This window comes from Bacteroides sp. OM08-11 (assembly GCF_003438665.1).
GTDB lineage: Bacteria > Bacteroidota > Bacteroidia > Bacteroidales > Bacteroidaceae > Bacteroides > Bacteroides cutis.
The window spans coordinates 503,286-529,666 of the sequence record NZ_QSTJ01000002.1 but is presented as its reverse complement, the minus strand read 5'-3'; the positions used below and the strand labels follow the sequence as shown (position 1 = coordinate 529,666).

The following is a 26,381-nucleotide window of genomic DNA, read 5'->3' as shown; positions in this document are numbered from 1 at the left end:
GCACAATTAATATGAATATCGTACCTTAGACGGCAGAACCAACAAAAAACAGGATAATGAAAAAGAATTCCATCCATATATTGGCTACCGCTGCCATTGCTCTTTGTGCAGGTACTACTCTTCCATTTCTGTTGAGTAATACACAACTCAATGAGCAAGAATCCATAAAATCAGAAGTTCCCTATTGTGTTACTCCCCCTACTGTTCCCGATAAAATTTCTTTTGCTGGACAAGTAATAACCTTCAAGCGTTATGATCATCGCGAAAGAATGGACAGAGAGTTGATGTCATTTACTTATATGCACTCCACAACCATGCTTACCGTGAAACGTGCCAATCGGTATTTTCCAATAATCGAGCCCATACTGAAAGCCAACGGTGTTCCCGACGATTTCAAATATCTCGCCGTCATCGAGAGTAATCTGAATACACTTGCCCACAGTCCGGCAGGTGCAGTGGGTTTATGGCAATTTATGCCCACTACCGGAAGGGAGTTCGGATTGGAAGTCAATGCCAATATCGACGAACGCTATCACGTTGAAAAAGCCACGCTGGCTGCCTGTAAATATTTAAAACAAGCCTACACTAAATATAACAACTGGCTCTGCGTTGCCGCTGCCTATAATGGTGGACAGGGACGCATCTCTTCGGAACTGCAGAAGCAACTTGCCTCACAAGCAGTTGACCTTTGGTTGGTAGAAGAAACTTCACGTTATATGTTCCGGCTACTTGCTGCCAAAGCAGTCATCAACAACCCTCAACGATATGGATTTCTGCTGAAACGTGAACATTTATATCCACCTATTCCTTACCGAAAAGTAACGGTGACTACCGGTATCAGTAATCTTGCCGAATATGCCCGTCAACAAGGTATCACGTTTGCCCAACTGAAAGATGCCAATCCTTGGTTACGTCAACATGAACTACAGAATAAAAGCGGTCGTATGTATGAACTGAAAATACCATCGCAAGCGGGAATGTACTATGACCCGAAACAGACGGTACCCCATAACAAGAATTGGGTGATTAACTAAAAAAGGATTTTTTCTTATCAGACAATAATTTAATCCTGTTTTTCCGTCAAAAACTTCCAATAACGCACCGGCATATCCTGCCGGTGTTTTCGTGGATTAAGACGTTCTTTGATGCAAATAGCCTTGAAGTAGGTTTTCCATAACTGCTGAAAAAGCTTTTCATCCTTGTCCATCAAACTTTCATCCAACATTCCCGTTACAAAATGTCCTTCACGGGTATCTTCATCGAAAGTAACCATACGGATTTCCTTCAAGTCATAATAATAACCATATGCACGTTTGACGTCATAAATCAACCATCGTTGGTCGGCAAAACGGTTACGAAAATGTTCAACAGCAAGTGGAAGAGCATTGAATTGAGGTTCCAATGCCGCAAAAAAAGTACCGTCCGCCGCTTTCTGAAAACGAACGAACTGTAACATGCGTATCCGTTCCCAATCCACCTTTTTCCATATCTTAGAGAGTTCCAATACGTCAGGATCGGCAAAATTCGTTTCAATGGAACGGGGGGTATCAATGGCTTTACGGATGTAACGAAACAATAACATGGGTACCTCAGGCAGTTCGGAAAGCCAACTCTGCGTAAGACAGGCCAAAGCACCGGACGAAAGTTTCTTCTGTAATCCCCGCCATACTCGTCCCGCTTTCCCTTCATCGGTAATCACCGTGAAAACTTCATCATGGAACAAAGGCAGTAGCTCTCCTTCCGGCTGTAATACATCCGGGAAAATACGACGTGCATAGGCTTCGAAAACAGAAGTCAGCAAACCTTCAAACGTATTATCAAAAACAAATATCACCATACATTCATTACAAAAGAGATAAAAGCAGAAACATCGACATACCTCCATTCAATCGTATACTAAATGTCACTCATGCGTATACCCATTGTCTCTTACCCAAACGCCATTAGTTATCAGTAGCATACATATCATACATAAATTATGACAATCTTCATACCCGGCATCAGTTTTAATCCTCTCCGAAATCAAGTGTCAGTTGACGGTCGTCAGCCTTTTTCTTGGGTTTCTGTATCAACAAGTTACGTACCCCCTGTGGGGTCAATTCATTGACTGTGCACATAGGTAGCTCATTACAAGTAATGAAGTATTGCGCTTTCTTCATCACCACCCCTATTTTCTTTAACTGATAAAAACCTAATTTGGAAAAACGACGTGATGCCACTATCAGGCGGGCGGACTTCACACCGATACCCGGAATACGAAGTAACATTTCATAATCAGCCCTGTTCACATCCATCGGAAAGTGTTCGGGATGGCGCAGCGCCCACGATAGTTTAGGATCAATCTCCAAATCAAGATCAGGATAAATGTCATCAACTATCTCTTCCACCTTGAACTGGTAGAAACGCATCAACCAGTCCGCCTGATAAAGGCGATTTTCACGTACCAAAGGCGGTTGTTTCAAAGCAGGCAGACGAGTATCGTATGTATTTACCGATACATAACCGGAATAATAAACGCGCTTCATCGAAGGACCTTTATAGAGAGCGGACGAAAGAAAGAGAATATCCTTATCGGTTTCAGAGGTAGCTCCCACTATCATTTGCGTACTTTGTCCGGCAGGGGCAAAACGAGGCGCATGACGATGTTTTTTACGTTCTTCCGAACTCTCCAATACTCCTTGTTGGATATAACGCATCGGCAGATATACACTCTTATGATCTTTCTCGGGTGCAAGGCGTTTCAAGTTTTCTTCTTTCGGTATTTCCACATTGACACTGAGACGGTCAGCATATAATCCTGCTTCATTCACCAATTCACGGCTTGCGCCGGGAATACTTTTCAGATGAATATATCCATTGAAACGATGTATGGTCCGCAAGTCTTTTGCCACGCGCACCAGCCGTTCCATGGTATAATCGGGATTGCGTATCACACCGCTACTAAGAAACAAGCCTTCGATATAATTACGGCGATAAAACTCCATTGTCAAGTCTACAAGTTCACTGACCGAAAGTGTGGCACGCGGCAAGTCGTTGCTACGACGGTTGATACAATACGCACAGTCATAAATACAATAATTGGTCAACATCACCTTCAACAAAGAGATACAACGACCATCCTCGGCAAAACTGTGGCAGATTCCCCATCCACCCACGGTATTACCTACCATACCTGCCTTGTTGGAGCGCACAGTACCACTGGAAGAACAAGATACATCATACTTTGCCGACTCTGCCAGTATCTTTAGTTTATTAAGTACGTTTTCATCCATATTACTCGTGCCAAATGTAATAATAATACCAATATAAACAAAAAAAGACCGCCTATCGTGGCAGTCTTTCACAGCATTAAATCTGCGTTTTTTCTTTACTTAGCAGCAGCCAAAGATGCTTTGCGGAATTCTTTCATTGCTTTTTCGATTTCCAAAGAAGCCTTACGTGCACGAGTACCGGCTGCCTTGTTACCATTTTCCAACTGTGCATTTGCATCTTTCGCAAATGCTGCATACAATTCTGCAACTTTTTCAACTAATTCTTTCATAATCCTTTTTTAATTACTTCGTTAATAATGTCCGACAAAAATACACTCTTTCTTGAAATAAATACAGAAAAACGATATTTTTTTTGAAATATTGCCCAAATTCGGCGCAAAAAAAAGCTCTTACACGTTTTTTATCTACTTTTGCAGACATGAAAACGTTTACAGATGCCGAATACATACATGCTCTCATAGCCGAAGGAGAGCATCAGCAACAGGATTTCAAATTCGAAATATCCGATGCACGGAAGATTGCCAAAACGTTATCTGCTTTCTCAAATACTGACGGCGGACGGTTACTCATTGGAGTAAAAGATAACGGAAAAATTGCAGGTGTACGCTCAGATGAAGAACAATATATGATAGAAGCCGCCGCACAAATCTACTGCCGTCCGGAGGTCAATTACAGTATGTGTACTTATCAGGTAGAAGGGCGTAGTGTATTAGTTATACAAGTTGCCGAAAGTGACCGTAAGCCAGTATATGCTAAAGATGAAACCGGAAAGTATTTGGCCTATCTCCGTATCAAAGATGAAAATATCCTGGCTACTCCTGTACATCTACGTGTATGGCAACAAAGTAAAAGTCCTAAAGGTGAACTGATGGAATATACGGAACGTGAACAACTGTTGCTCAACTTACTGGAAGAAAACGACCAGTTATCATTGAACCGTTATTGCCGTCTTGCCCATCTTTCTCGCCGTGCGGCAGAACACCTTCTTGCAAAATTTGTCCGTTACGACATTGTGGAGACAGTATTCGAAGGACATAAGTTCCATTTCAAACTAAAGTAAATTACAAGTTACGAATTTTGGTGTAAACCAACTTATTTAGTACTTTTGCATCCGCAACTGCATGGCGGTTCGTAGTTTGTAATTCGTAAATTATAATTCATCATGGGTATATTTACCAAATTATTTAGAAAGAATACCGAAGGAGTTCCTTCAAGGAACGTGGAAGATTTCGTGTCTTTAACACGTGTTTACTTCCAGTCAGTGATAGCTGCCAATCTGGGCATCACCAATATCCGTTTTGTGCCGGATGTAGCCAATTTCAAACGTTTATTCAAAATCCCTACTCAGGGAGGACGCTTGGGACAAGCTGAAAAAACGGCTTCCCGCAAAATGTTGATGCAGGACTATGGTATCAGCGAAAACTTTTTTAAAGAAATCGATATCTCTGTAAAGAAACATTGCCGGACTCAAAATGATGTACAAGGGTATCTCTTCATGTATCAAGGATTTTCCAATGACTTAATGATGTTGATGGGTAACCTTATGCAATGGAAATTCCGTGTGCCTTCTATCTTTAAAGGTGCACTACGCAGCATGACTGCAAAAACCGTACATGATGTATGTACCAAGACTGTTTGGAAAAAAGACGATGTACACAAAACAGCAGCTACGGTACGCCAATACAAAGAACGCCTGGGATACTCCGAAGAATGGATGTCGGAATATGTATATAATGTGGTGATGTTGGCTAAAAAAGAACCGAAGAATAAAGAAATGGAAAAGAAATAATCCCTTATCTATTCTGTTAGTAAAACAAAAAGAACCATAAAGTATTCCACAAGGTAAAAGGCGAGGTAGAAAGACCTCGCCTTTTTTTATTATTTTTATAGGATAATAATAAAAAAACAACTGCTTATGAAACAAAAGAAAATGCTTGCACTCACTCTTTCACAACTGGAACAACTTTATCGGCACGAACTCCCTGAGTTGGTATGTATTGCCACCCAAAGCGACAATGCGGAAACTTTCAGAACCAGCCTTTCGAAATATATTGCCGTACATCCGGAAATGAACAGTGAGGCCGGTAAGCAAATTCGACTCTTGATTGAATTTGACGGACAAGAAGTATATGAGCTTTCTACCGAAAGACAATTGACTATATCAACTTTATCAACTCTCTATTCTTTCCTTATCGGTACTATGGAGGAAGAAACCGAAACAGATTTGTTCATTGATCTATTCCAGCTATTCAAATTCCTCCAACAACCCGCCGTTACTCTGCCCTCACCACAGAAGATCAAAACACTCACTGAACGTTGGGCAACCGGCCTGGATGAGGAAGTACAGCAAGTACGTATCAAAAACAAAGAACGCATCATGCATGCGTTGGTACAAAAGATTGAACATCGCAAAAATCCGGCTTCCCGTTTCAACTTCCCCAAAGGAATCAGTTACGAAGAGAAATTCCGATTGGTGGGTGAATGGTGGAATGATTTCCGCTTTCACCTTGCCATGGCAGTTAAAAGTCCGGCCGAACTGAATTGTTTCCTAGGCAATTCCCTTTCTGCCGAAACCATGTATTTGCTTTCGAAGGCGCGCAAGAAAGGAATGCCTTTCTTTGCCACCCCTTACTACTTATCACTATTGAATTGCAACGGTAACGGATATAACGATGATGCCTTACGTAGTTATATCCTTTATTCTCCCCAATTGGTCGAAACCTACGGACAAATACGTGCCTGGGAACGGGAAGACATCGTGGAACCTGGCAAACCTAATGCCGCAGGTTGGCTACTGCCCGACGGGCACAATATCCACCGCCGCTACCCAGAAGTGGCCATTCTTATACCTGACACCATGGGGCGTGCCTGTGGCGGTCTTTGTGCATCTTGCCAGCGCATGTACGATTTCCAAAGTAAGCGTCTCAATTTTGAATTTGATACTTTGCGACCCAAAGAAACATGGGAAAAGAAACTGCGCCGTTTGATGGCATATTTTGAAGAAGACACACAGCTACGCGACATTCTTATTACAGGAGGTGATGCCCTGATGAGCCAGAACAAGACGTTACACCATATTCTGGAAGCAGTTTATCGTATGGCTGTACGTAAACGGAAAGCTAATTTGGAACGTCCGGAAGGAGAAAAATATGCAGAACTGCAACGCATTCGCCTCGGCTCACGCTTACCGGCTTATCTGCCGATGCGCATCAATGATGAACTGGTGGAAATTCTACGAGAGTTCAAAGAAAAAGCATCAACCATCGGTATCCGGCAATTTATTATCCAAACCCATTTCCAAACGCCCTTAGAAGTAACTCCCGAGGCTGCAGAAGGAATACGTAAATTATTATCGGCAGGCTGGCTCATCGATAATCAATTAGTGTACAACGTAGCTGCGTCACGCCGGGGACACACGACACGCCTGCGTCAAGTACTCAATCAATTGGGAATAATCGGTTATTATACATTTTCCGTCAAAGGCTTTGAGGAAAATCATGCGGTGTTCGCTCCAAACAGTCGTTCTGTACAGGAACAAATGGAAGAAAAACGTTTCGGGAAATTATCCAGAGAAGATGCCCATAATCTATCCGTTGCACTTGAGACATCACAAGATCCGGCTGCCTGTATCCGGCATTTTCTGAAAATCAACCATTTACCGTTTCTAGCCACCGACAGAAACGTACTCAATCTGCCTGCCATCGGCAAAAGTATGACTTTCGACATGGTAGGTATCACCCCGGAAGGTAAACGTATTCTACGTTTCGGTCATGACGGTACCCGACGTCACAGTCCGATTATCAATCGGATGGGAGAAGTCTATATCGTCGAAAATAAGTCTATCGCCTCGTATCTGCGCCAACTTCAAGCTATGGGTGAAGATGTAGAAGAATATGCCACTATCTGGAATTATACAGAAGGTAAAACCGAATCTCGTTTCAATCTTTATGAATATCCGGATTTTCCTTTCCGGATAACCGAAAGGATGAGTAATTTGGAGATAGCGGGATAACATTTCTAAAATATTCCGTACTTTTGCAGATAAAAACCAACCACAGGAAAGTATGGAGATAGAACAACATCCCTTGCAGCCTTTCCTCCCCGGCAATGCCCGTCTGTTGATGCTGGGGAGTTTCCCGCCACAAAAAAAACGGTGGTCTATGGAATTTTATTACCCGAATTGGAACAACGACATGTGGCGTATTGTAGGACTTCTCTTTTTTGGCGATAAAGATCATTTTGTTGATAAAACTCATAAAGCATTTTGTAAAGAATACCTCATCAGTTTCTTACAAGAAAAAGGGATTGCCCTGTTCGATACAGCCTCTGCCATCCGGCGCCTGCAGGACAATGCTTCGGATAAGTTCCTAGAAGTGGTGCAACCTACGGATGTCTCTGCCTTGCTGCATCAACTACCGGAATGCAGGGCAATCGTCACTACGGGACAGAAGGCGACCGATACTCTTTGTGAGCAATTCTCTTTGAAAGAACCCAAAGTAGGAAACTATACGGAATTTATTTTTGAAGAGCGCCCTATGCGTCTCTACCGGATGCCCTCTTCATCCAGAGCTTATCCACTTTCTTTAGAAAAAAAAGCTGCTGCGTATCGCATTATGTATCAGGACTTACAAATGCTGTAAGTAACTTCTACCATAAAATATGCGCACCGGTTACTTGTATATTTGAAAGTTTCCATTACCTTTGCAGCCGCAAACACGGGAGTAGCTCAGTTGGTAGAGCACCGGTCTCCAAAACCGGGTGTCGGGAGTTCGAGCCTCTCCTCCCGTGCAAAAAGAGCTGTAAGCATCTGCTTACAGCTCTTTTTTATTACCGAATATCTATCAGTTTATGTGTCTGCAAACTCAACCGCCATTTTGGATGCCGCATTACACAATCCACCGTCTGGCCGGTATTACTGCAAGAACAAGGCTGTAAAAAGAAATGTTCGGCAGGAAGTAATTCATAAACTCCGATATCCTGCCCCTCATAAACAACCTTCACTTCATCCATACGGGTAATTCCCAATTTTACCCCCTGTTTTGGTGAGCAAGTCACCCAATCTATATTATCCGGCAACGGACGGGTTCCATTTGTTTCAATACAGACATATTTGCCTACCCGGTGCAAACGATCTATAAAACCACTGTCAATCCAAAGAGAGGGTTCACCACCGGTCAATATCACCATCACCGCAGGGTACTTTTTCACTTCCGCCAATATTTCATCATCGGACATCAAAACCCCTTCCTCATGCCGGGTATCACAAAAAGAACATTTTAAATTGCAACCGGAAAAACGGATAAAAACCGCCGGAGTACCCGTATGGTATCCCTCACCTTGAAGACTATAAAATATTTCGTTAATCTTCCTCATAGATGGCGATGTTTGACTCAGACTCCTGAACTTCTACTTTATAGCAAGTAGGTATCTGTTCGCATATCCAACGGGCTATGTTTTCTGCCGTAGGATTAAAAGGAAGCACTTCATTGATATTACGATGATCCAATTTTTCTTTTACTACCTGCTTGATGTAGCTGAAGTCTACGACCATTCCGTCACCATTCAATTCCTTGGAACGACAGAAAACTGTGATTATCCAATTGTGACCATGTAGATTTTCACATTTACTCTGATAGGAAAGTGCCAGGCTGTGGGCAGCCGATACTTCCATACGCTTAATAACTGTATACATACTCTTAATACGCTAATTAATACACTATATAATTATAACCCTGCATCTAATGTCACCTCGATGCAACTGCAAAAATAGAAAAAACTCGTGATTTATCCGTAAGCCTTTTATTTATTCATATACATTCAAAAACCTTAAAAATAAGCTTTCATACCGCAAACATAGTTATTTTTTCTATTTTTGCGATATGAAAGTCCTTTATATTCTGCTTGGAACTCTTTCCTTACTATTAGGCATCATCGGCATCTTTCTTCCGTTGCTGCCTACCACACCATTTCTGCTACTCACAGCGGCACTTTATGTACGAAGTTCGTCGCGCCTATACGATTGGTTACTGAGCCAGAAATATCTGGGTCCTTACATACGCAATTTCCGAGAAAACAAAGCGATTCCACTGAAAGCTAAAATCATATCCGTTTCTCTCATTTGGACAACAATGCTATATTGCATATTTTTCATATTACCCTATTGGTGGCTGAAGGTAATGTTACTACTCATTGCCACGGGAACAACATATCATATTTTGTCGTTCAAGACACTAAAATAAACGGACTATATTTACGATCTCACTACTCCCCCAATTTCTTCAAAAAAACGTCCCAGTCCTTTTCTTGCATCAGCAAGTTTATCTTCCCAATGCTTCACGGAATTTTGCCCGATAATATCCGTCACATACTTCACTGAAATAAACGGCACATTCTTAGCACGGCACACTAATGCTTGCGCATAGGCTTCCATATCGACAACATCACCTTTTACATCCGATAATTCTGTCAAGAAGGTATCTCCCGTGTTACATATCCCCCCACCTTTCCAGTGTAAACAATAACCTTTCTGCACCAACAAGCCGGCTGACTCAATCTCATATTCCACACCAAGATCCACCAGCTTCTGCATGTCACGGTCTATGAAATGACGGCATACCAATATATCTCCTACCTGATGATGAATACTCCCCGCCGTACCCACATTAATAACCAAATCCGGTTGTCCATGACTGATTGCTTCCGAAAGGTAAAACGCAGATTTAGCCTTTCCCACTCCAGTACGGAGATAACCGATTTGTACCTCGTCTTCCCCTATCAAACCGGGAAACTTCAGTTCCGTAAATTCGCCCTGAACGGCATAAGTAACCAAAATTCTCATACTTTCTATTCTTTATCTCATTACTTTCCCCAATAATTATTTCATGATATAACTCTTCAACGCTTCAACATACTCTTCAAAAGCATCTACTCCTTGCGGAGTAATCTTACAAATCGTACAGGGCATCTTCCCCTTGAATGTCTTGGTCACCTCCACATACCCCGCCTTGCCAAGTTTATCTATCTGTACACTGAGATTTCCGGCTGTCGCTCCCGTCTGATGGCGGATATAGACAAAATCAGCCTCTTCGACACTGATAAGCAACGACATCACCGCAAGCCGCAGTTCAGAATGGAGCAAAGGATTCAGTTCTTTAAACATAACAATTGTTTTCTTTCCATATTCTACCTTATCATACCATTGCTTTCCTCGCCTTACCATTCAAATAATATCCCGGTATAATCATCATAAAGACAAAAGCAAATGCGAAAATCAAAATCTGATTCAAACCATGCACACAAACACATCCAGCCGAGGCCAATGCACCCAAGGTTCCACACACCGTCACCACTTTCATCTTTATGATAAGCCCTGTCAGCGCTGTTCCCATCCCCATCATCAGTAAAATGACAAAGAGTACAGACATACTCCAAAAGATGATAGACACACACGACACAAAGAATGCCCCTATACCAAATACCATCCATACATATCCTACTACGCGATCCATATAGGTGAACACTAACTTCTCCTGATTACGTGTGGCCCACAATGTAAAGGGAAGGGCTACCGCAGGAAGCAAAAACCACAGCCATTGCCAATTGTAATCTCCCGTCTCTTTCAGCAAGAACCAAACCAACAAAGATATGATTATTGTCGTATAGCCCCATATTAAAAAAGGAGCTCCAGCATTCTTTGCCATCCTCTGTTTCGTGTTTTGAATCATTTGAGCGATGAGTTCTAAACTCTCTTTCTCATTCAGTCTTTTATCTTCCATAGTTCACTAATTTTATTTTTCCACATCATAGGTGTTCTGTATCAAAAAAAACATCAATGCCCAATTACCAATAAGCAAATACAAAAAACAAGTTTCCATTTTTCATCGCATTAAATTAAACAAATCAAGAAATGATCCACCGTTTTCACAAGCATACTTTTTTAAAACCATATATACTAAAAAACACATCCAGGGTTCGGATTCCGATACAAAGATAAGTAGTTTATTTTATAAACCAAACTATTCAATAAATTAATTTATTAAATAATCAAATAAAGACTCTCTTTTAATCAGGAAATGAGATAAGTGGATACAGTAGAGATTTAATGGGGAAATGCACCTGTTTCAGCAATCCTAAAGAAAACAGCCTCAGCATTACTTGCGTACGTTTTTGACACTTTGCACTTTCCGCATCCCGAGAACAGCGTATTTTCACCCGTTGGCAGGTGCAAGCGGAAATATGCGAACGAAAATCCGTATCTTCCTAATGAATAGCGAAATACAGAAATATATACAACCCTAATAGACGGGAAATAGTCGTTTATCCATGTAAAAGCGCTCTTTTTGCGGAAGAAAAAGAGTGTTTTCAGAAGAAATCTTCATCTTTCTCATGAGGGAAGTCAACATCCCTCACGACGGAAGTTAATATCTCTCGCACGGGAAGTTAATATCCCTCGCGCCGGAAGTTAATATCCTACCTTTGGGAAACACGAAATCAGTGGGCATTCGGTAAAAGAGTTGCATGTTTATGCATTAAATCGTACAATCCCGAACTTTTCGAGAAACGGGCATGTCAGCAAAACAAGTGGTTAGCAAACAAAAAGCGGATGATAAGTAATGTTTTGAGATCAATTTGTCAAATTGATCTCAAAACATATGACCTCAGGCATTTCGTCCGTCCGGTTAAAAATTCCGTAAACACCCATATCTTCTGTAATGAATACGGCTCAAAAGAATTTATCAAGTATATCAAACCAATTACCACTACATATCTACTACCCCGATGTCTCCGATAAACGACCTATCACACAAACATAAATTTCATACGATACAAAATTCCTTTAGAAACAAGACTAATTAAAACAAAGGCACGAAAGGTACTTCAAGCATAAAGGATGTTTATATCAGCATACAGAAGAAGATGGATTTATTCACTACTATACCGGTTATAAGATAAATAGGATTTATATCAATGAAGAATGAAAAACTTTTTGTATTGAAAAAAAGCGGTAAAGAAATGAAGAAATAAAGAAAAAAGCGCAATAATCGGACATTATAGAGATATTTTCCTTGAAAAGCTTTTGTAATCTACAACTAAATTGTATTTTTGTGTACAATTTTGGTGTAGTAATGACAGACGAAGAAAAGAAGCTATTAAGTACCTTTGAAGCCAGATTGCGACATTTAATCTATCTGCATGATGAATTAAAGCGCGAAAATGCTGAACTTAAGCAACTTCTCGAAGATAAAGAGGAAGAATACAAGAAGGTACAGGCGGAATATAAAGAGCTGGAGTTGAGCTACACGAACCTAAAAACAGCTACGACAATCAGCCTTAACGGCAGTGACGTAAAAGAGACGAAGCTGCGATTGTCCAAATTAGTGCGTGAAGTCGATAAATGCATCGCCTTGTTAAATGAATAAAGGAAAATAGATGTATGAACGATAAGATAAAGATAAACCTGCAAATGGCAGGAGCTTCCTACCCCCTTACAATTAAACGTGAGGATGAGGAAATGGTAAGAGAAGCAGCCAAACAGGTAGATATCCGGCTCAATGCGTATCGGGAACATTATCAGAATATATCTCCGGAGAGAATTATAGCCATGGTGGCTTATCAATTTGCCTTGGAGAACCTACAATTGAAGGAACGTAATGATACCGAACCATATACGGATAAAATAAAAGAACTGACGGAAGTATTGGAATCTTATTTTAAAGAATAACAAATAATCTATCTTCTGTTTGGGTTGACTTAAAGAGATAATATTCGCGCACTGTACAAAAGTCTTGTCCATGAATGGATACAGACTTTTATGCAGTGTTTTTTATTTATATACTTAAAAACAAATTAATAAAATGACAGTAGTTACAATAGTAGTATCCATTGCCTGCCTCATCGCCGGAGGATTTGCTTCTTATTTGTTCTTCAAGCACGGTTTGAAGTCCAAGTACGACAGTATCCTGAAAGAAGCCGAAACAGAAGCGGAAGTGATTAAAAAGAATAAGTTGCTGGAAGTAAAGGAAAAATTCCTGAACAAGAAAGCAGACTTGGAAAAAGAAGTAGCCATCCGTAACCAAAAGATACAACAAGCGGAAAACAAGCTGAAACAACGTGAACTGGTATTGAACCAGCGCCAGGAAGAAATTCAGCGTAAAAAAATGGAAGCTGAAGCTGTCAAGGAAAATCTGGAAGCCCAATTGGTAATCGTTGACAAGAAGAAAGAAGAATTGGAACATTTACAGCGCCAAGAGATAGAGAAACTGGAAGCTATTTCCGGGCTGTCTGCCGAAGAAGCAAAAGAACGCATGGTAGAGTCTTTGAAAGAAGAGGCAAAAACGCAAGCTCAATCTTTCATCAACGATATTATGGATGATGCCAAACTAACGGCAAGCAAAGAAGCAAAACGCATCGTAATACAGTCTATCCAACGTGTAGCCACTGAAACAGCTATCGAGAACTCTGTAACAGTATTCCACATTGAATCGGACGAAATCAAGGGACGTATTATCGGTCGTGAAGGACGTAATATCCGTGCTTTGGAAGCTGCTACCGGCGTTGAAATCGTAGTAGACGATACTCCGGAAGCAATTGTATTATCTGCTTTCGATCCGGTTCGTCGTGAAATAGCCCGTTTGGCATTGCATCAGCTTGTTACGGACGGACGTATCCATCCGGCACGTATCGAAGAAGTGGTAGCCAAAGTGCGTAAGCAGGTGGAGGAAGAAATCATTGAAACCGGTAAACGTACTACCATCGACTTGGGTATCCACGGCTTGCATCCTGAACTTATCCGTATCATCGGTAAGATGAAATATCGTTCTTCATACGGTCAGAACTTGTTGCAACATGCTCGTGAAACGGCCAACCTTTGTGCCGTGATGGCATCGGAACTGGGACTGAACCCAAAGAAAGCAAAACGTGCAGGATTGTTGCATGATATAGGTAAAGTGCCCGACGAAGAACCGGAATTGCCGCACGCACTCTACGGCATGAAGCTGGCAGAAAAGTTCAAGGAAAAGCCTGACATTTGTAATGCTATCGGCGCTCACCACGATGAAGTGGAAATGAATACCCTGCTTGCTCCTATCGTACAGGTCTGTGATGCTATCTCAGGTGCACGTCCGGGAGCACGTCGCGAAATCGTAGAAGCCTACATCAAACGTTTGAATGACCTTGAGCAGTTGGCAATGTCTTATCCGGGCGTAACGAAAACATACGCCATCCAGGCGGGACGCGAATTGCGTGTGATTGTCGGTGCAGACAAGATTGACGATAAAGCAACCGAGAACCTTTCAGGAGAAATAGCCAAGAAAATTCAGGATGAAATGACTTATCCGGGTCAGGTGAAGATTACCGTTATCCGTGAAACACGTGCGGTAAGTTACGCGAAGTAAAAAAATGTTCTAAATAATAGACGGAAAAGGGTGGATATAAATTCACCCTTTTTTATTTATTACAGAAGATGCAAAGGTCGCATAGTTTCGTTATTTTTGCACAAAAGAATTTATGATATATGGAAGATTATCTATTTGAAATCTGCGCCAACTCCGTGGAAAGTTGCATTGCCGCACAGGCGGGCGGCGCCAATCGTGTAGAGTTATGTGCCGGTATTCCTGAAGGAGGAACAACGCCTTCATACGGTGATATAATCATAGCCCGGAAAGTTTTAACTACAACGAAACTACATGTTATTATCCGCCCTCGCGGCGGTGATTTTCTTTATTCACCGCTTGAGCAACGTATCATGTTGAAAGACATCGACAATGCACGCCGGCTAGGTGCCGACGGAGTGGTTTTCGGTTGTCTTACGGCAGAGGGTGATATAGATATCACACTTATGGAACAATTGATAGAAGTAGCAGGAGACATGTCCGTAACGTTTCATCGTGCTTTTGATGTATGCCGTAACCCACATAAAGCTATAGAAGATATTATCAGTTTAGGTTGTAACCGTATCCTTACTTCCGGACAACAACCTACGGCGGAACAAGGTATTATGCTATTGAAAGAGCTTAAGAAACAAGCAGCAGGACGTATCACATTATTGGCTGGTTGTGGAGTGAATGAAACAAACATTGCACATATTGCCAAAGAAACAGGTATTCACGAGTTCCATTTTTCAGCAAGAGAGACATTAAAAAGTGGAATGAAATACCACAATGAAATTGTCTCTATGGGAGGAACGATCCATATTGATGAGTACAAACGGAATGTAACAACAGCGGAAAGGGTAAAAAGAACGATTGAAAATTGCAAAACTAGATAATAAATTAGGGGCGTAACGCCCCTAATTTATTATCTATAATCCCTTCACCACCTTCATCAACTGCTCACCCAATCCAATGGTATATCCTTGTGAGACAAACACGACTCGATTGAATGTATCGGCTATGATAAATATCGGCAAGTTGTCTTTGTGTCTCAGCTTCATAGCTTCGGTTATCTGGCCGGAAACACCATCCGTATCTATACCATATATAATGGTAGAGGGAAAATCGGGGAAAGCATCCTTTACAAACTTCTTGGATTGTGTCTCATTTGGGAAAAGCAATACCATCTTCCGACCCCATTTTTCCAAATCCGTTTTGAAAGCAGCAATATCACGCATGGCATGATTGGTGGGTTCTTGATTGACACCCAATATCCCCACTACAAAATAGCCACGTCCACAAGCCTGCAACAAACTCTGTTTAGAAGAAGTATCTGGAGTGAAGTCGTCGGACAACGGAGTGAAGAGAGATTCTGAATTGAAATTCCCGATAACCTGTATCTCATCTTCACTTTCGCGCATTGCCAACTTGACACGAGTGGTTTGTCCTGGCATCACACGGAATGATGTAACTTTGGAAAGTACCCCACCACTAGCAAGACGCGTACCTGTTACCAAAACATAATCACCAGGATCCAGTTCAGTTCCTTTCTTCAATAAATTACTCCATGTGGCACCACCACCCATGTCGATATCACCCTCATCATATGTAAGCAACTGCAAATTACCTTGAGAAGTTATTTTTGATATTGTAAAATGAGAATAATATTTAGGATCATCTAACAACTTGATCGGAGAATACTCAGCAACAAGCTTACCTTTCTGATGCGACTGTTTCTCGGACAATGTTTTATCAAAACTTACATCTATCGCACCTTCATCCGTCATCAGCTGCACCTTCCCAGTCACTTCATCTATACGGGCAGGAATACCCATACTGCGCGCCATGGAAACGAAAAAGATATCACGACTATGCTTATCTGCCATACGTGACTTCCATACCCCCTCGGGAGAGATAGGAGCCCCTCCTAAGTTACAATCTTTGTTCATCCGGATATTCTCTGCCACCCATGCCACCAACTTCATCGGTTCCGCCACGTATGCTTCGGTCTCTTCCTTCGGGACAACTTTACCAAAGAAAGCCTTGTAGGGAGTCAACATTTCATTGCTCACACGCGGATTACGAACATATTTACGGAAATATTCGGCATTCGTACGTACACGAGACAGCATGTGATCTATCAACACTTCCAGACTGACATCACGAAGATCTTTCGCCGATATCCGTTGCAATAGATCAATGCCACCTTTCTTGGATTTATCAGAACGCAAACGTGCCATAAAATCACAAAGAATTCCATGATTACCGCGGGAAGCAACTAAAAGTTTGGATACCGCATCCTCATCCAGTTTATATCGTTTCGCAAAATCACGAGCAGACTTTTCCGACATGAATGTAGCTACATATACGTTACGGACAGAATCCTCATGAGCCAGCCTTTTATCATTCTCAGCACGCTGTTCCGGCGTTATTTCAGGAAGATTTGCACTCTCCACAGGAGGTACAATATCAAAATCTGCCGCAAAAACATCTCCTTCTTTTTTATCAAGCTTCACCACCAGTTCCGTTTGCTTACCGAAGGCAAGCTTGGCAAAGCCGAAATGTCCGTTCTTCGACGCCCACACCAGCATATCGCCTTTACCGGCAGTAAGCCCACAAGTACCATCGATACCTGTATGCTTAGTAGCCACGGTATAAAACTCGGCATAATTATATAACTTAAATTCCACCTGTGCATCAGGAACCGGCTTGCCCTCTTCATCCACTACGTTTACCGTAGCTTTGGCAGTAGGAGCATAATTATCAATTACATTGATTTCCGTATAATTAGGATTGACGGACATCACTTCCTCTACCCCTTCATAGCGTCCGAAAACTTTAGTATGCATCAACATACCTCTGCTGGCAGGAGCATTGAACCAACCCAAATTCAGGACGGGTTCCGGTTCACAAGCTCCAAGAAAATACCATTTACCATCGGCCCATGCTTCGACCCAGGCATGATTATCATCCGTATGTGCCCATCGGGGAGTATAAACCTGCCTTGCCGGAATACCTACCGAACGAAGAGCGGCAACCAAAAACGTAGATTCTTCACCACAACGCCCGTAAGCTGTACGAACCGTTGCCAGCGGAGAACTTGTACGTGAATCGGAAGGAGTGTATATAGCCTTCTCATGACACCAATGGTTCACTTCCAAAATAGCATCGTATAGAGACAGAGACTTTACCCGGTCTTTCAGTTCTTTATAGAACACCACCCGTGTACTATCCAAAGACTCATTATTCACTCGTACCGGAAGCACAAAGTGGCGAAATAACTCTTCGGGAATTGTTCTCCCCCAAGGCATTTCACGGGCAGTCTGCTGCGAAGCACGAACATTCATCAAATGAAACTCTCCAGGATAGTCCGCAATATCCGCCAAAGGCATATAGGCATAGAGAAATTCCAGTGCTTCCCGTTCGTACGTAGACATATCGGTATCGAATATGGCAAACATATCATTACCCTGCGGCATTGATGTTTTTTTCTGTTGGAAGTCTTGTTCCACTCGTTGGCGATAAGATGTATCCGTCATAAAATGGGATTTGCCACAAGAGACAAGAATACATATCAAACAGCCTATCCCAAAGAGTCGTATAGCTCGTTTCATAAGCAAATATTATTAAGGTTGAGCTACAAATTTAGAAAATATATTTGAAAGTCTATTTGAAATGTATCATCAAAGTTGTGTCTACAAAGAAAGTAAAATATTATTTCTTCCAGGTGGAGAAAACCATTACACCTTAATTATATAGTAATTATTTTGCAAAGGCATGTAACATATTTGCAATATACAGATTGCAAAATCGAGAATTTTCTAAGAAAATGAAGAAAGAAATGCATATTTTTATGTTATAGAACATGTTTTTCGTAAACTTTTCGTATCTTTGCAACGTTAATAAGAGAAAACAATAAAAGATGTATAAACCGCTTTCCGAAACGCGGAAGGCAAAAAAAGAAGATGATTATGAAAAAGAATGCTAATGAAATTTTTATGTTACAGTACCGTATCAAACGCTATCAAGCAATGGGAAACGGGACTATGTGCCAAGCTTTAAATGGCAAACTCCAAAAACTGCTTGCAAAGCAAGCTAATGCTACCATGTAAAAAACACCTTTAAATAAAATGAATGAGGGCGGAGAACTGAAAAGTTTCCCGCCCTCTTCTTCTTTTAAAACCACAATCCAATCTTTGTCAGATAGTTACAATATCTTTTCCAAAGGGTGCTAATGCCAGTGATGCCAGTTTGAAATGTTGTAAACCAAAAGGAATACCGATAATCGTGATACAAAGAAATGCGCCAAAGCACAGATGAGACAGACAAATCCAAATGCCACCGAACAAAATCCACACTACATTCATCAACACATAGAGGCACCCGCTCGCACGTTCTCCACTACGTACCTCTTTTCCAAAAGGCCATAAAGCAAGTCCTGCCATTTTCAATGTTTGTATTCCGAAAGGTATTCCGACAATAGTAATCATCATCAGTAAACTGGACATTACATATTCTATTGCAGTAAAAATTCCTCCGAATACAAGCCACAAAATATTCATTAAACACCCCATAGGCTTCTGTTTTTATTGTATAGGTACAAAGATAATATTATTTATTTGATAACAAACTTATAACTTCCTGTCGTCCGTATTTCTTTATCTTTAAAAACTATACGATAAATCTCTCCGCCCCACACTCTTGAAAGGCGAATATCTTTCAACTCTATCGTTTCAAGAGAAACCGAAAGATTACGAGGATAATCTATAACCACTTTTTGTCCTTGCGCTTCAATAGATACCTTTCCGGGTACGGAGATACCAACCTTTCCCCAAGTAAGGAAATTTATTTGATTAGGTATTTTACCCGATTTTAACGAAAAATCATCAGTAACAGTAAGTTGTCTATCTCCGAGGGAATAAGAACGGATCCAACGATTTATCGCAGCTTCCTCCGGATAAGCCTTTGCAATATTTGCAGAGAAGAAACGCCTGCCCGGCCGACAAATAACATCCGTTGCCTTATACTGCTGTCCATAACTTTGAGGAATACCGTTTATCACCGGTAAATTATGATAATTACTTTGCATCGTCCATATAGTATACCGTTCTTTACCAAATGTTTGCCGAGTATACGTGCCTACACCGGCATCAATCAGTATAGGAGTCGTGTTTACATAAAGAGAGAAACTGCCCACATCATTATGATTATGGCTTTCATTGTTAAAGCCTCCCTTAGCAGCCAAAAACCATCCCTCTTTATTTGTCAGATAACAAAATTCCGTTTCCGGATACCAGGTACAAGGAGGAACATCATGACTTGCCACCGTTTTTTCCAATTCATTACAGAAAAGTAAGGTCTGGAAAGAACGGAATGTATCACCACCCAACTGAACAGAAGAACGCCTTCCTTTCATCAGGTAGGCAGCAAAATGCATCATTTCATCACTACCCACCGCACGGCCGTAACGATATATCAATTGAGCGTCTCCCCCACCCTTGGCCGAAGCATCGGCAAAATTGGCCACCCAACCATTACCGATATACGAACGACTAATATATTCACCCATTCTCCGAATCATCGGTTCCTGAAACAAAGATACTTTGCCGGCTGTTCCATCGAAAAGAATTTGGAGATAATCATACAACTTACCGGCAGCATGTTGCCAATAAGAAGGTCCTTCCTCACAAGCCCCATCCTCCTTCACAAAGTTTATGAATTTATCCACTGATTGCATGGTACGCCACACGCCTTTCGTCAATTTATCCAGATCATTCTCCAACAATAAAAAGCACTGCAAGACATTGGAATTACACCAAGGGTTCCAATTATTGATAACAATACCCGGTTTCCAGTTAAAAGCCAGCCACCATTCACTGTCATTATTCATATACGCATCAAGAATACGTTCCTGCAGAGTCTGCCGAAGGTAAATTGAAATAGAAGGATTTACCTTATCAAAAGACTCATGAAAATAATAATATACCCAGGAAAGCATAGCTCCATAACCACCGGCCGAGAGATCAATTACCTGTTCTCTGAAATCAGGAAGAGAACGATGGTTGCTTTGCCTGGACAGATGAGCGGAATATACCCAAGAAGTTATTTCACAACTCAAATAAACACCGTTAATCAACTGGTCTATAAAACGCCCTTTGCCTTCAGCCAATTCCGCAAACATCAGGGAATTGATGGCACTGCGGTTTTTGTTAAGACGATCTTGCATCACATAGCGGTTACCAGTACGTTCAAACTCCAGATAATCGGTAGCCCGAACCAACAACCATTCATAATTCAAAAGTTTTTCTCCCTCACGGATAAGGGCAGTTTTATACTTTTCACCCAATAAAGCATCCCATCCGGCACGATCATTATAAGCAGGATAAGGTATCCACGACTGATTCTTCATCAGTATTTGTTTCAATTGTTCTTCACTGCCAACAGCTTTTTGCAACATATCCCGTTCAGTATATGCACGGACGGAAATTGTCAACATGAAAAGCAAACAAAAGACGAGAGAAATGCGGTAAATCGTGTTTTTCTTCATGATAATTACAATTAGATAATTTATTTTGTGTTGGGACAAAGATATAATCTTTTTGGAAATCATCCTATTTCAACCCTATACAGTTTGATATATTTCTCTTCAAACTTATATCCAATCGCTGAATTCAAAACTCAACTGCTCCCACCCCTTTCCTTTTTCATCATTTTCTTCACGTGGATTGGATACGGAAAGACCTATCAGGCGAATGGGATGATGTTCGTAGTCTACCCCCCTCAATAACTCTTTTGCCAGCGGCAAGATGGCGTCGAGCGTAGTCAATTCCTTCACCTGCGTGATGCTACGTGTTATCTGATTGAAATCGTGGAACTTTATTTTCAACGTCAACGTATTTCCTTTGAAATTCTTCTGCTCCAGTCGCCTCACCAACTCTACAGCCACATGATACAACTCGATAATTACAGACGAACGCTGATTTATATCCTTCTCCAGGGTATGTTCACAGCCAATTGACTTACGTATACGAACCGCTTCCACCGGGCGTAGATCTATTCCACGGGCAAAATCATAATATATGCTCCCCACTTTTCCAAATTCGCGCATCAACATTTCCAGCGAACGTGTGCGTAGCTGTTCTCCATTATGGATACCTAAAGCATGCATCTTCTTTGCCGTAACCGGTCCCACTCCCCAAAAGTTTTCAATCGGGAGACGGGCGATAAATTCCAAAGCCTGATCGGGATGAATGGTACACAATCCGTCTGGTTTACGATAGTCTGAAGCAATCTTCGCTAAGAACTTGTTATAAGATACACCGGCAGAAGCTACCAAATTTAACTCTTCCCTTATTTCCCGTTTAATTTCTTTGGCAATATCCACAGCCAATGGAATAGCAAGTTTATTCTCCGTGACATCCAGAAAAGCCTCATCCAAAGAGATAGGTTCAATTATATCCGTATATTCATGGAAAATTTCATGTATTTGACGAGACACGGATTTGTATTTTTCCATACGCCCCGGAATAAAAATGAGTTGCGGACAGAGACGTTTGGCTTTCTGCGAAGACATAGCGGAACGCACTCCAAAACGACGAGCTTCGTAACTGGCAGCCGCTACCACTCCCCGCTGTTCCGCATGGCCCACGGCAACGGGCTTGCCCCGCAATTCCGGATTGTCGCGCTGTTCTACGGAAGCGTAGAAAGCATCCATATCAATATGTATAATCTTTCGTTCGGTCATCCTCCTGCAACACCGAGCTATGAGCCAGATAATCGGGTGTTTCTGCGTAAATATACATCACACTTCCACCTTTTATGGCATCAATGATGGGACGTGATAATTTTTGAGGAACAGCCGGGCAACCAAAACTTCTGCCTAAACGTCCACCTTTATTTACTACCGAAGGATCGGCATAGACAGCTCCATGCATCACAATGGAACGCTCACGGGCACGGTCATTAATTCCTTTCTCCAGACCATTCAAAATGAGCGAATATCCATTTTTCCCCTGATAAGTAGATTCTGTGAGATAAAAGCCGAGTGAACTTTTATAGGAACCATATTCATTGGAAAAAGAAGTAGCATAATTGTCACCGCTGTTCTTTCCATGTGAAACTACCGATGAAAAAAGTAATTTACGTTGCTTCATGTCGATAACGAACAAACGCTTTTCAGTGGAAGGGCGAGAAAAGTCAATCAGTGTAAGTATATCCTTCCGGCGATTTTCTATCTTATAGTACCCAATCACAGCCTGCCGAAAAGCTTTCCACTTAATCACCCCCTCCAACCGCATGGAACGGTATAAGTCTGCATAAGCCTCCATCTTATTCATAGCGGTGGTATCAGGTTCGTTTGTCGTACGGACCGATGACTTGCCATCCATAAACAGGACACAAGGAACAAACAAGAATAAAACTGATAATAAAAAACGCAGCATAGTATCCAACTGAAAATAACGGTGGCAAAAATACGTCTTTTCTACCATACGCCTATCACACAGATAGTTAAAAAAGTCAAGTATCACTCAATAACCACCACCAAGGAACGTTCTACAGGTGCCCAGTCAAAAACGAACTTGGCATGAGAGGTGGCATTCCGCACACACATGTGCGAGCGGGGGACAGTACCCAAGGACCAACTATATTCTATCATCGATGTACGAGGAACATTGACTGGCACACCGTGGATATAAGCACCATTCGTAAAACGACTTGCATACGGAGCATAACCACCAGTCGTAGTAGAACCGTCCTTGAGAAATATCATGCGTTCCTTCTTTTGTTGCACCAGATACATTCCCAAAGGAGTTTCCTGCCCGTATGGCGGTGCATGCCGCCCGGTAGTCGCAGGGTTCATGCTTCGTATCTTCCACTTACCTTTTCCCACCTGTTCCAACGTAGTAATATTCTGGTCCAAACGGTCGACAAAAACGACACGATCAAAAACCGTACTATCCGCCAACCGCTTTAAATATCGGCGTGGCGCCAACCAATCCTCCTCTAATGTCACAGGATGTATGCGGTCAAAATTCCCCTCCTCTCTTATCAAGTATGCCAAAGTTCCATCCCGCCCATAACGTTCGGGCACTAACGTATCGGCAGGAAGATAGAGCGGTACCGATTGATAACGTTCTACTCCCAACGTATCAGCCACACGACGATAAGCATCCCGTACAAACTTCTTTACCAACGGGGCCTCCCGATTCTGATTTTTATAATTTTGCAACACTACCCATTTCACAGAATCTCGCTGCATATTCTCAATGTATGCCAGACAATTACGAATAACATCCCATTTAAAAGAACGTACGGTATCTTTATAAGGATAAGTATCTTCCAGTGTATATTTATCATAAAGAAATTCTTTGGTAAGGGAAATATCAGCGGCAGTCAACAACTTTTCACGGAAAGGAACTTCCATCCGGACAGTATCCATATGAGCGGTATCAGCAAGAAGGGTATCTGTAAAAATAGAATCCTGTACAACCATCATCGAAGAGATTTCCTGTCGATTATTACACCCGACAAGCATCAAGTAAACTACCATACAGACAAAAATAACGAATTGTTTCATAATCTCAACAAATCCATCTTTGTGGACAAAGATATAATATATTTTGAATTTAATAACGACTCCACCCCTGTAATTGTTGACACACATAGAGTTTTCTTTCTGATGAATGAAAAGAAATTAACAAGCAGCAAATTCACTTTGCAACCAAGTTGCATATCTTTTCCCCTTATCTTTGCATCAGAAATAAAAAAAGAGATTTATGGGACATCATAATTGCAAATGTTGTTGTACTCACAAACGGGAACAAGTAAAAGAAACCACCGTTAAATATGGTCTCCTGAAAAGTTATTGGAGAATATTACTCTCGACTGTCCTGCTATTCAGCGGAATTGTATTGGACGCTACGGATGCCGCTTTCTTCCGCGAAAGATATATTCCTCTCCTTTGGTATATACTGGCATATCTACCTGTGGGATTACCAGTACTGAAAGAAGCCTGGGAAAGTATTCGAGACAAAGATATTTTCAGTGAATTCACACTTATGTCCATCGCCACGCTTGGGGCTTTCTACATCGGAGAGTACCCTGAAGGGGTTGCTGTAATGCTATTTTACTCTCTGGGAGAGCTTTTTCAAGAGAAAGCAGTCAGTAAAGCCAAACGGAATATCAGCGCCTTGCTGGACGTCAGACCGGAAACAGCCACTCTAATCAGAGGTAAAGAAATCATTGTGGTAAATCCCCGGAAAGTACAAGTCGGCGAAATTATCGAAGTAAAAACAGGAGAACGCGTTCCGCTGGATGGAACAATGTTAACCGAATTCGGTTCATTCAACACATCAGCCCTGACGGGCGAAAGCGTTCCCTGTAACATCCGGAAGGGTGAAGAGGTACTTGCCGGAATGATTGTAACGAATAAAGTCATCAGACTGGAAGTGACCAGACCTTTTGAGAAAAGTACTCTCTCCCGCATCCTTGAGATGGTACAGAACGCCACCGAACGTAAAGCTCCTGCGGAACTTTTCATCCGTAAGTTTGCCCGTATCTACACGCCAGTAGTGACCGGGCTGGCCATACTTATCGTACTACTCCCCTTCGTTTACTCTCTAACAAACATACAATTTACATTTATCTTCAATGATTGGTTGTACAGAGCACTCGTTTTCCTTGTAATTTCCTGTCCCTGTGCACTGGTGGTAAGCATTCCGCTGGGATATTTTGGAGGTATCGGTGCAGCATCCCGTTTGGGTATCCTGTTCAAAGGAGGCAATTACCTGGATGCCATAACCAAGATCAATACTGTGGTATTCGACAAAACCGGCACTCTGACCCAAGGAACATTTGAAGTACAATTCTGCCGACAAGCACCGGACATATCCGAAGAAAGACTAATACAGCTCATAGCCTCAGTGGAACGGAACAGTACACATCCCATAGCAAAAGCCGTTGTCAACTATGCCATACAACGAAACGTTACACCCATTACCATAACAGAAGTTACAGAGATTGCCGGTTACGGACTGGAAACCACTCTCAATGGAGAACGTATTTTGGTGGGAAACACCCGTTTACTTTCCAAATCCGGTATAAATTATCCGCAAGAGTTACAAACCATTGTCGGAACAGTGGTGGTCTGTGCTATCGGAAACCGGTATGCAGGTTACTTATTATTATCTGATACCCTCAAAGAAGATGCCAATAAAGCAATAAAAGATCTGAAAGCATTAAATATCAATAATATTCAGATATTATCGGGAGATAAACAAGCCATTGTCACTAACTTTGCAGAAAAACTGGGAATAGCGCAGGCTTACGGCAATTTATTACCCGACGAAAAGGTGAAACATATTGAAGAGCTTCTCCGGAATGCCAATCATCAAGTAGCTTTTGTAGGCGACGGCATCAATGACGCTCCTGTCCTCGCCCTTAGTAATGTAGGTATTGCCATGGGAGGGCTCGGTAGTGATGCTGCCATAGAAACGGCAGATATCGTGATACAGACCGACCAGCCGTCCAAAGTTGCGACTGCCATCCACGCAGGCAGGCAAACCCGAAAAGTCATATGGCAAAACATTTCCCTAGCTTTTGGGGTTAAGTTACTGGTACTCATCTTGGGAGCAGGTGGATTGGCAACTCTTTGGGAAGCTGTCTTTGCCGATGTCGGTGTCGCTCTCATTGCCATAGTAAACGCCATACGCATACAAAAACTAATTAAATAAAGAGATTG

Annotated in this window: 26 protein-coding genes and 1 tRNA gene; 13 read left to right on the top strand and 14 right to left on the bottom strand. The window is 41.8% G+C overall.

Annotation, left to right across the window (positions count from 1 at the left end):
- The first annotated feature begins 56 nt into the window (after nt 1-56).
- On the top strand, nt 57-1,034 hold the full coding sequence (locus DXC10_RS05950; protein WP_117737492.1) for a lytic transglycosylase domain-containing protein: 978 nt from the start codon (nt 57-59) through the stop codon (nt 1,032-1,034).
- A gap of 29 nt (nt 1,035-1,063) precedes the next feature.
- Here DXC10_RS05950 and DXC10_RS05945 read toward each other — a convergent pair whose 3' ends face one another.
- The 3 genes from DXC10_RS05945 to DXC10_RS05935 form a co-directional block, all read right to left on the bottom strand.
- Complete coding sequence (locus tag DXC10_RS05945; RefSeq protein WP_101543105.1) at nt 1,064-1,837, bottom strand: TIGR03915 family putative DNA repair protein; 774 nt, start codon at nt 1,835-1,837, stop codon at nt 1,064-1,066.
- Nucleotides 1,838-2,006: 169 nt separating this feature from the next.
- Nucleotides 2,007-3,272, bottom strand: a complete 1,266-nt coding sequence (locus DXC10_RS05940) for a putative DNA modification/repair radical SAM protein (protein WP_101543104.1) — start codon at nt 3,270-3,272, stop codon at nt 2,007-2,009.
- 95 nt (nt 3,273-3,367) lie between these two features.
- Complete coding sequence (locus tag DXC10_RS05935) at nt 3,368-3,541, bottom strand: histone H1 (RefSeq protein ID WP_101543103.1); 174 nt, start codon at nt 3,539-3,541, stop codon at nt 3,368-3,370.
- 149 nt (nt 3,542-3,690) lie between these two features.
- On the opposite strand from DXC10_RS05935, the gene DXC10_RS05930 reads away from it, so the two are divergent.
- The 5 genes from DXC10_RS05930 (at nt 3,691) to DXC10_RS05910 (ending at nt 8,060) form a co-directional block, all read left to right on the top strand.
- Nucleotides 3,691-4,332, top strand: a complete 642-nt coding sequence (locus DXC10_RS05930) for a helix-turn-helix domain-containing protein (protein ID WP_101543102.1) — start codon at nt 3,691-3,693, stop codon at nt 4,330-4,332.
- Nucleotides 4,333-4,434: 102 nt separating this feature from the next.
- Complete coding sequence (locus tag DXC10_RS05925) at nt 4,435-5,061, top strand: hypothetical protein (protein WP_101543101.1); 627 nt, start codon at nt 4,435-4,437, stop codon at nt 5,059-5,061.
- Between the two features lie 126 nt (nt 5,062-5,187).
- A complete protein-coding gene (locus DXC10_RS05920; RefSeq protein WP_117737491.1) occupies nt 5,188-7,284 on the top strand; it encodes a KamA family radical SAM protein in 2,097 nt (698 codons plus the stop codon).
- 52 nt (nt 7,285-7,336) lie between these two features.
- Nucleotides 7,337-7,912, top strand: coding sequence for a uracil-DNA glycosylase family protein (locus DXC10_RS05915; protein ID WP_101543099.1), 576 nt, complete (start codon nt 7,337-7,339; stop codon nt 7,910-7,912).
- Between the two features lie 75 nt (nt 7,913-7,987).
- Nucleotides 7,988-8,060, top strand: a tRNA-Trp gene (locus DXC10_RS05910).
- 39 nt (nt 8,061-8,099) lie between these two features.
- On the opposite strand, the gene DXC10_RS05905 is transcribed toward DXC10_RS05910, so the two are convergent.
- Together DXC10_RS05905 and queD are read right to left on the bottom strand one after the other, a co-directional pair.
- Complete coding sequence (locus DXC10_RS05905) at nt 8,100-8,645, bottom strand: radical SAM protein (protein WP_101543098.1); 546 nt, start codon at nt 8,643-8,645, stop codon at nt 8,100-8,102.
- Complete coding sequence (queD, locus tag DXC10_RS05900; RefSeq protein WP_101543097.1) at nt 8,632-8,964, bottom strand: 6-carboxytetrahydropterin synthase QueD; 333 nt, start codon at nt 8,962-8,964, stop codon at nt 8,632-8,634. Before queD ends, DXC10_RS05905 begins: the two co-directional genes overlap by 14 nt.
- Before the next feature lie 187 nt (nt 8,965-9,151).
- Between queD and DXC10_RS05895 the strand changes: the two genes are divergently transcribed.
- Entirely contained in the window at nt 9,152-9,511 is a 360-nt protein-coding gene (locus DXC10_RS05895) for a YbaN family protein (RefSeq protein ID WP_101543096.1), read from the top strand.
- A gap of 11 nt (nt 9,512-9,522) precedes the next feature.
- On the opposite strand, the gene DXC10_RS05890 is transcribed toward DXC10_RS05895, so the two are convergent.
- From DXC10_RS05890 to DXC10_RS05880, 3 genes are read right to left on the bottom strand one after another with little or no spacing between them, the layout of a single operon-like run.
- Nucleotides 9,523-10,110 (bottom strand): nucleosidase, encoded by a 588-nt coding sequence (locus DXC10_RS05890; protein WP_101543095.1) that lies wholly within the window; start codon nt 10,108-10,110, stop codon nt 9,523-9,525.
- A gap of 36 nt (nt 10,111-10,146) precedes the next feature.
- On the bottom strand, nt 10,147-10,431 hold the full coding sequence (locus tag DXC10_RS05885; RefSeq protein WP_101543094.1) for a transcriptional regulator: 285 nt from the start codon (nt 10,429-10,431) through the stop codon (nt 10,147-10,149).
- Nucleotides 10,432-10,462: 31 nt separating this feature from the next.
- Nucleotides 10,463-11,047, bottom strand: coding sequence for a hypothetical protein (locus DXC10_RS05880; RefSeq protein ID WP_101543093.1), 585 nt, complete (start codon nt 11,045-11,047; stop codon nt 10,463-10,465).
- A 1,350-nt stretch (nt 11,048-12,397) separates the two neighbouring features.
- Here DXC10_RS05880 and DXC10_RS05875 point away from each other — a divergent pair.
- From DXC10_RS05875 to DXC10_RS05860, 4 genes are all read left to right on the top strand, one after another.
- A complete protein-coding gene (locus DXC10_RS05875) occupies nt 12,398-12,691 on the top strand; it encodes a hypothetical protein (protein ID WP_101543092.1) in 294 nt (97 codons plus the stop codon).
- A gap of 14 nt (nt 12,692-12,705) precedes the next feature.
- Nucleotides 12,706-12,993 (top strand): cell division protein ZapA, encoded by a 288-nt coding sequence (locus DXC10_RS05870; protein ID WP_101543091.1) that lies wholly within the window; start codon nt 12,706-12,708, stop codon nt 12,991-12,993.
- A 133-nt stretch (nt 12,994-13,126) separates the two neighbouring features.
- Complete coding sequence (gene rny, locus DXC10_RS05865; RefSeq protein ID WP_101543090.1) at nt 13,127-14,665, top strand: ribonuclease Y; 1,539 nt, start codon at nt 13,127-13,129, stop codon at nt 14,663-14,665.
- 119 nt (nt 14,666-14,784) lie between these two features.
- Nucleotides 14,785-15,537, top strand: a complete 753-nt coding sequence (locus DXC10_RS05860; RefSeq protein ID WP_101543089.1) for a copper homeostasis protein CutC — start codon at nt 14,785-14,787, stop codon at nt 15,535-15,537.
- A gap of 33 nt (nt 15,538-15,570) precedes the next feature.
- Here the strand turns inward: DXC10_RS05860 and DXC10_RS05855 are convergent, their stop codons facing one another.
- Nucleotides 15,571-18,255 carry a transglutaminase domain-containing protein gene (locus DXC10_RS05855; RefSeq protein ID WP_117737490.1) on the bottom strand — a complete coding sequence of 895 codons (2,685 nt, stop codon included), beginning with the start codon at nt 18,253-18,255 and terminating at the stop codon, nt 15,571-15,573.
- Nucleotides 18,256-18,612: 357 nt separating this feature from the next.
- Between DXC10_RS05855 and DXC10_RS16395 the strand changes: the two genes are divergently transcribed.
- Nucleotides 18,613-18,753, top strand: a complete 141-nt coding sequence (locus DXC10_RS16395; protein WP_180949196.1) for a hypothetical protein — start codon at nt 18,613-18,615, stop codon at nt 18,751-18,753.
- 87 nt (nt 18,754-18,840) lie between these two features.
- On the opposite strand, the gene DXC10_RS05850 is transcribed toward DXC10_RS16395, so the two are convergent.
- The 5 genes from DXC10_RS05850 to DXC10_RS05830 form a co-directional block, all read right to left on the bottom strand.
- On the bottom strand, nt 18,841-19,215 hold the full coding sequence (locus DXC10_RS05850; RefSeq protein ID WP_101543087.1) for a YccF domain-containing protein: 375 nt from the start codon (nt 19,213-19,215) through the stop codon (nt 18,841-18,843).
- A 41-nt stretch (nt 19,216-19,256) separates the two neighbouring features.
- On the bottom strand, nt 19,257-21,188 hold the full coding sequence (locus tag DXC10_RS05845) for a heparinase II/III family protein (protein ID WP_180949195.1): 1,932 nt from the start codon (nt 21,186-21,188) through the stop codon (nt 19,257-19,259).
- Nucleotides 21,189-21,293: 105 nt separating this feature from the next.
- Nucleotides 21,294-22,385, bottom strand: a complete 1,092-nt coding sequence (gene dinB / locus DXC10_RS05840) for a DNA polymerase IV (RefSeq protein ID WP_101543085.1) — start codon at nt 22,383-22,385, stop codon at nt 21,294-21,296.
- Nucleotides 22,357-23,082 carry a murein L,D-transpeptidase catalytic domain family protein gene (locus DXC10_RS05835; RefSeq protein WP_101543440.1) on the bottom strand — a complete coding sequence of 242 codons (726 nt, stop codon included), beginning with the start codon at nt 23,080-23,082 and terminating at the stop codon, nt 22,357-22,359. Before DXC10_RS05835 ends, dinB begins: the two co-directional genes overlap by 29 nt.
- 83 nt (nt 23,083-23,165) lie before the next feature.
- Nucleotides 23,166-24,218 carry a L,D-transpeptidase gene (locus DXC10_RS05830; RefSeq protein ID WP_101543084.1) on the bottom strand — a complete coding sequence of 351 codons (1,053 nt, stop codon included), beginning with the start codon at nt 24,216-24,218 and terminating at the stop codon, nt 23,166-23,168.
- A 199-nt stretch (nt 24,219-24,417) separates the two neighbouring features.
- Between DXC10_RS05830 and DXC10_RS05825 the strand changes: the two genes are divergently transcribed.
- Nucleotides 24,418-26,373, top strand: a complete 1,956-nt coding sequence (locus DXC10_RS05825; protein ID WP_117737489.1) for a heavy metal translocating P-type ATPase — start codon at nt 24,418-24,420, stop codon at nt 26,371-26,373.
- Nucleotides 26,374-26,381 lie beyond the last annotated feature (8 nt).

Excerpts from the sequence above, each read along its gene's own strand:
- DXC10_RS05950 (WP_117737492.1), top strand. The coding sequence starts at position 57 with ATGAAAAAGAATTCCATCCATATATTGGCTACCGCTGCCATTGCTCTT.
- DXC10_RS05945 (WP_101543105.1), bottom strand. The coding sequence starts at position 1,837 with ATGGTGATATTTGTTTTTGATAATACGTTTGAAGGTTTGCTGACTTCT.
- DXC10_RS05940 (WP_101543104.1), bottom strand. The coding sequence starts at position 3,272 with ATGGATGAAAACGTACTTAATAAACTAAAGATACTGGCAGAGTCGGCA.
- DXC10_RS05935 (WP_101543103.1), bottom strand. The coding sequence starts at position 3,541 with ATGAAAGAATTAGTTGAAAAAGTTGCAGAATTGTATGCAGCATTTGCG.
- DXC10_RS05930 (WP_101543102.1), top strand. The coding sequence starts at position 3,691 with ATGAAAACGTTTACAGATGCCGAATACATACATGCTCTCATAGCCGAA.
- DXC10_RS05925 (WP_101543101.1), top strand. The coding sequence starts at position 4,435 with ATGGGTATATTTACCAAATTATTTAGAAAGAATACCGAAGGAGTTCCT.
- DXC10_RS05920 (WP_117737491.1), top strand. The coding sequence starts at position 5,188 with ATGAAACAAAAGAAAATGCTTGCACTCACTCTTTCACAACTGGAACAA.
- DXC10_RS05915 (WP_101543099.1), top strand. The coding sequence starts at position 7,337 with ATGGAGATAGAACAACATCCCTTGCAGCCTTTCCTCCCCGGCAATGCC.
- DXC10_RS05905 (WP_101543098.1), bottom strand. The coding sequence starts at position 8,645 with ATGAGGAAGATTAACGAAATATTTTATAGTCTTCAAGGTGAGGGATAC.
- queD (WP_101543097.1), bottom strand. The coding sequence starts at position 8,964 with ATGTATACAGTTATTAAGCGTATGGAAGTATCGGCTGCCCACAGCCTG.
- DXC10_RS05895 (WP_101543096.1), top strand. The coding sequence starts at position 9,152 with ATGAAAGTCCTTTATATTCTGCTTGGAACTCTTTCCTTACTATTAGGC.
- DXC10_RS05890 (WP_101543095.1), bottom strand. The coding sequence starts at position 10,110 with ATGAGAATTTTGGTTACTTATGCCGTTCAGGGCGAATTTACGGAACTG.
- DXC10_RS05885 (WP_101543094.1), bottom strand. The coding sequence starts at position 10,431 with ATGTTTAAAGAACTGAATCCTTTGCTCCATTCTGAACTGCGGCTTGCG.
- DXC10_RS05880 (WP_101543093.1), bottom strand. The coding sequence starts at position 11,047 with ATGGAAGATAAAAGACTGAATGAGAAAGAGAGTTTAGAACTCATCGCT.
- DXC10_RS05875 (WP_101543092.1), top strand. The coding sequence starts at position 12,398 with ATGACAGACGAAGAAAAGAAGCTATTAAGTACCTTTGAAGCCAGATTG.
- DXC10_RS05870 (WP_101543091.1), top strand. The coding sequence starts at position 12,706 with ATGAACGATAAGATAAAGATAAACCTGCAAATGGCAGGAGCTTCCTAC.
- rny (WP_101543090.1), top strand. The coding sequence starts at position 13,127 with ATGACAGTAGTTACAATAGTAGTATCCATTGCCTGCCTCATCGCCGGA.
- DXC10_RS05860 (WP_101543089.1), top strand. The coding sequence starts at position 14,785 with ATGGAAGATTATCTATTTGAAATCTGCGCCAACTCCGTGGAAAGTTGC.
- DXC10_RS05855 (WP_117737490.1), bottom strand. The coding sequence starts at position 18,255 with ATGAAACGAGCTATACGACTCTTTGGGATAGGCTGTTTGATATGTATT.
- DXC10_RS16395 (WP_180949196.1), top strand. The coding sequence starts at position 18,613 with ATGAAAAAGAATGCTAATGAAATTTTTATGTTACAGTACCGTATCAAA.
- DXC10_RS05850 (WP_101543087.1), bottom strand. The coding sequence starts at position 19,215 with ATGGGGTGTTTAATGAATATTTTGTGGCTTGTATTCGGAGGAATTTTT.
- DXC10_RS05845 (WP_180949195.1), bottom strand. The coding sequence starts at position 21,188 with ATGAAGAAAAACACGATTTACCGCATTTCTCTCGTCTTTTGTTTGCTT.
- dinB (WP_101543085.1), bottom strand. The coding sequence starts at position 22,385 with ATGACCGAACGAAAGATTATACATATTGATATGGATGCTTTCTACGCT.
- DXC10_RS05835 (WP_101543440.1), bottom strand. The coding sequence starts at position 23,082 with ATGCTGCGTTTTTTATTATCAGTTTTATTCTTGTTTGTTCCTTGTGTC.
- DXC10_RS05830 (WP_101543084.1), bottom strand. The coding sequence starts at position 24,218 with ATGAAACAATTCGTTATTTTTGTCTGTATGGTAGTTTACTTGATGCTT.
- DXC10_RS05825 (WP_117737489.1), top strand. The coding sequence starts at position 24,418 with ATGGGACATCATAATTGCAAATGTTGTTGTACTCACAAACGGGAACAA.